This window comes from Leisingera sp. F5 (assembly GCF_001593695.1).
On record NZ_LUKH01001096.1, the window covers coordinates 1 to 1,282 of the forward strand.

A 1,282-nucleotide genomic window follows, 5' to 3' on the forward strand; every position below is an offset into this window, starting at 1 on the left:
GGCAGCACCTGCACTTCGGCCAGTTCTGTCAGCGGCAGCTGCAGTGCACGCATGGCGCCGATCGACAGACGGCTGCCGCCTGACTCCGCGCCAGGTGCCGGTTTCAGCGTCAGCACCACCTGGGTATTGCGGCTGGTGCGCACCAACGCCTGCTGTTCAGCAGCCACCAGCGGTGTTTCCATCCACAGTCCAGGCAGTGACGGATCGCCCAGCGAGGCAACCGTGGTTGCAGAGCCGCGGAACGACGGCGCGGCAGGGTCCGCCTCAACCACATCGACGCCGGGGCCCGGCTGCAGCACCGGATCCTGCGGCTCTGCCGCCGCCGGTGCCCCCTGGCCGCCGAGGATGGAAGAATTCAGCTGGATCCCGTTACAGGCAGCCAGCAAGGAAATCGAAGCAAGGGAAATGACTGTCATACGCATGAGGCGACCCTAGCTTTGCCCGAAACTCTTTGCCAGCGGTAAAAGCCGTCCCCCTCTTGCCGCGGGCGGTGCCCCGCTTTACCTAGGAGGCATGACAGCTCCGCTTATTGATCCCTTCGCCCGCGCAATCACTTATCTGCGTGTCTCGGTCACCGACCGCTGCGACTTCCGCTGCGTCTATTGCATGTCCGAGAATATGACCTTTTTGCCCAAGAAGGATCTGCTGACGCTGGAGGAGCTGGACCGGCTGTGTTCCACCTTCATCCGGCTCGGCGTTGAGAAGCTCAGGATCACCGGCGGTGAGCCGCTGGTCCGGCGCGGCATCATGACTTTCTTCCAGTCGATGAGCCGCCATCTGGACACCGGCGCGCTGAAGGAGCTGACGCTGACCACCAATGGCTCGCAGCTGGCGAAATACGCCGATGACCTTTATGCCGCCGGGGTGCGCCGGGTGAATATCTCGCTCGACACGCTGGACGAACAGAAATTCGCCGATGTCACCCGCTGGGGCCGCCTGCCGCAGGTGCTGAAAGGGATTGATGCCGCGCAAAAGGCCGGCCTCAAGGTCAAGCTCAACGCCGTGGCGCTGAAAGGCTTCAACGAAGAAGAACTGCCCCGGATCACCGCATGGTGCGCCGAACGCGGCCTCGACCTAACATGGATCGAAGTCATGCCAATGGGCGAAGATATCGGCGCCATGGAGCGCATCGGCCAGTACTGGTCGCTGAAAGACGTGCGTGCGGAATACGAAAACCACTATACCGTCACCGATCTGGCTGAGCGCACCGGCGGCCCGGCCCGCTATGTGCGGCTGGGCTAGGCGTCTTTCAGGTATTTGGCCGCTTCCTTGCGGGCGAAGG

Annotated in this window: 1 protein-coding gene and 1 pseudogene; one reads left to right on the plus strand and one right to left on the minus strand. The window is 63.0% G+C overall.

Annotated elements, in window-relative coordinates; translation table 11 throughout:
• On the minus strand, positions 1–422 hold a 422-nt coding region (locus A2I95_RS39195; protein ID WP_291737761.1), incomplete at its 3' end, for a hypothetical protein.
• 91 nt (positions 423–513) lie between these two features.
• Here A2I95_RS39195 and A2I95_RS39200 point away from each other — a divergent pair.
• Positions 514–1,236: pseudogene (locus A2I95_RS39200) on the plus strand (GTP 3',8-cyclase MoaA); the annotation flags it as partial.
• Positions 1,237–1,282 lie beyond the last annotated feature (46 nt).